This window comes from Massilimicrobiota sp. An134 (assembly GCF_002160815.1).
GTDB classification, from domain to species: domain Bacteria; phylum Bacillota_I; class Bacilli_A; order Erysipelotrichales; family Coprobacillaceae; genus Allocoprobacillus; species Allocoprobacillus merdigallinarum.
In genome coordinates this window covers 1-2886 of the sequence record NZ_NFLH01000069.1, presented here as the reverse complement: position 1 = coordinate 2886, position 2886 = coordinate 1, and the positions used below count along the sequence as shown (strand labels likewise).

Sequence of the window (2886 nt, the reverse complement as noted above, 5' to 3'; positions counted from 1 at the left end):
TATATAACCAAAAGATTCTTTAGTATTCTTTCTTATATAAGAAGATAAGACAGCAGAATCGTATAAAAGAGTATCAGGAGTAGAGAGATCAATCATAAGAACACCACCTAAGATGATTACACAATACAAAAAAGCGATAATCATCAAAGATGATTAATCGCCATGGACAAAATTTATTTTGTCCTTTTTTTATACAAAAAAAGCAACCCCCAAAGGGTTGCCTATATCAAATAAATAAGAATTCCAATACTGATTCCTAAAATCATACCACAAATAACATCACTCAAAAAATGGACAAATAAATAAATTCTAGATAAACCAATAAGAAAGGCAAAAAGATAAGCGAAAAGACCATATGTAGGGAAGAAAAGAAAAAGAATAGTGCTGCATGCAAAAGAAGAGGTTGTGTGGCTAGAAGGAAAAGATGAGTCATTTGGAGTTGGAACAAGTAATTGAACTTCGGGATACAGATGACATGGACGTTTTCTTTTGATAAGAGATTTGATAGAAATTTGTCCAATAAGCGCAGAAACAATCAATGCCATCAGCATATGAATAGACATGGAACGGGCTGCAGGAATCACATTGGTTAATAAAATAATAATAAGCCATATAATACCAAAATCACCACATGAACTGATGAACTTCATAATGCGGTTAAGTACATGATGGTGATACAAACTGATCATGAAAAAAGATACACGTAAATCCAAACGATGGATTTGATTAAGAATAGTCTTCATTATCGGAATCTCTCCTTAAAATATAAATAATGATTTTGATAAAACTAATAAGAATAATCTGAAAAATAAAAATATTGAAAAGTTGAACACCATCTAAAGAAAACATCTGATTATGCATAAGGTAATCCTGGTAGGATGGTATCATAGGTATAATAGTATGCAAACTGTTAAAGAATACCTTAAAGCAGGCCTCTATTATACTATAATATCCTTGAAATAGAAGAGCTAAAATATGGAAGAGCCCCTGATCATTTTCAAATTGAGGAATAAAAGCAATATAAACAATAATTCCTACAAAAATAATCAAAAATGAAGTTGCAACAATATAAATAAAATTAAAAACAAGATTTAACCACGAAAAAGATGTATCACTATCTTCTTCATCATCTGTGATATCAATTTGAGATTCATCTGTTTGTTCTTCATGAACGATAGGAGAATGATTTTTATAATTGATTTGTGAAAGTAGAGCAGTGAGTTCCTCTTCTTCCTGTTTATTTAATGAAGAAAAAGTTTGTTTTTTTGTAGATGAAGTGTCTTCTTCTTTTTTTTCTTGAGGTGTAGATTCCTGAAAGAAATCTTTTTGTTCATTTTCATCATCAAATTGAAATGTTTTTCTAGGACGTGTCTTTTGCATATAGACACTCCCATCCTTAACAACAGGTTCATTAAGATGGGATAAATGATATGCATAGGTTTGATTCACAATTTGATTTAACTGTGAATCATCAGGATAGTCCTTTTGCCATTTATCTTTGACTTGTTCTAATTCTTGCTTAGACATATGTTTATGCATTCCAAGCAAAGCAGAATACATATCCATTTCATTATAACGATCAAATAAAAGCACATTTAAAACTTCAAAAAGATTATGACAGGTCTGATAAGACGTTTCTTTTTCATATGTTCCAGCTGGTTTTAAATCTTCACAGAAAATGACATTCATATGTAATTGACAACTTGCTTTATTAAGAGCTTCAAAAGAAGAAATGACTAAAGTGTTTTCAGGTTTGATATGAAAATGTTCAGTTATATTTTCAAGAATTTCCGTGGCAGGAAGAGGCATGCTGACCATATCACTACCAATAATATAATGAACTTTCTGATCAAGATGACACATAGAAAGATATGTTTTGGCATCTTTTTGACGATGAGTAGACATAATCGCAATAGGAATATTTTTTTGGTGTAGATATTCAATCAATTCTAACAGCCCATCTTTTGGTTTTAAACCTTTATATGTCAAATATTGCATCATTTCTCTTTCAATTTTTGCATTAAAAAGTCCTTCACTCATGATTGTTTGGATAGGACAGTCTTTGTACATATCATACATGTTAGAAAGATGATGATAAAAATCATCTAGAGAATAGCTAAGATGATGACTCTCGCAGAAATGATGTGTATAGTTGTATCTATATCTATTTAAGTTAAAAATAGTTCCGTCTAATGGAAGAATAGCAAGCTGAATATTTTGAATAGATTGTTTATACATCATATCACCACCTTTATGCTTAACATTATATCAAATATTATGTAAATATTCCATTTAAATATCTTGATTTTTCTTAAAGTTTAGTGTATTATATATTCGTTAATCATCTCTCCGTAGCTCAGCTGGCAGAGCATCTGACTCTTAATCAGAGGGTCCACGGTTCGATCCCGTGCGGGGAGACCAGTAGAAAATAAAAGTCTGCATGTTATTGTGGACTTTTTTATTTATATTTTACATAAAATTAATATAAATTTCATATCGAAATGATTTTTATATATGTTATTTTTGTTAGAATGATAGTGGCTATTGCGTAAGTCATCTTAGTGTCAGTTCTGTTTATGCAATAGTTGAAATAAAGGTATACCTTATTTCGAATAATTCTCACTATCTCATGTTGTCAAAACCAATCTCTTAACACACAAAGACAACACATAAAAAATCAGATTTGTTCTGATTTTTTATTTTTTTATTTGATTGTATTTACAATAAGAGAAAAGAGGTTTAAACTTATAGTTAGCGATATTTAACTATGAAATAGGCGAAGTCTAGAAGACCTCGCCCCTTCCCGAACCGTACGGGCACCTTTCAATGCATACGGCTCTCCATTTCTAAGTGAGTTTTCGTTTTGCGATTTGATTGTATTCTAAC

The 2886-nt window shown here is 30.6% G+C and carries 2 protein-coding genes and 1 tRNA gene; 1 reads left to right on the top strand and 2 read right to left on the bottom strand.

The annotated features are described in order from the left end of the window. Positions 1-221: 221 nt before the first annotated feature. Positions 222-743, bottom strand: coding sequence for a phosphatase PAP2 family protein (locus B5E79_RS13185; protein WP_087298354.1), 522 nt, complete (start codon positions 741-743; stop codon positions 222-224). Next, entirely contained in the window at positions 727-2241 is a 1515-nt protein-coding gene (locus B5E79_RS13180) for an HAD hydrolase-like protein (protein WP_241147505.1), read from the bottom strand. Before B5E79_RS13180 ends, B5E79_RS13185 begins: the two co-directional genes overlap by 17 nt. Positions 2242-2345: 104 nt before the next feature. Here B5E79_RS13180 and B5E79_RS13175 point away from each other — a divergent pair. Beyond that, positions 2346-2421: transfer RNA gene (locus tag B5E79_RS13175), tRNA-Lys, on the top strand. Positions 2422-2886 lie beyond the last annotated feature (465 nt).

What these genes read in the sequence shown, in the direction of transcription:
- B5E79_RS13185 (WP_087298354.1), bottom strand. Translation starts at nt 743, where the DNA reads ATGAAGACTATTCTTAATCAAATCCATCGTTTGGATTTACGTGTATCT.
- B5E79_RS13180 (WP_241147505.1), bottom strand. Translation starts at nt 2,241, where the DNA reads ATGATGTATAAACAATCTATTCAAAATATTCAGCTTGCTATTCTTCCA.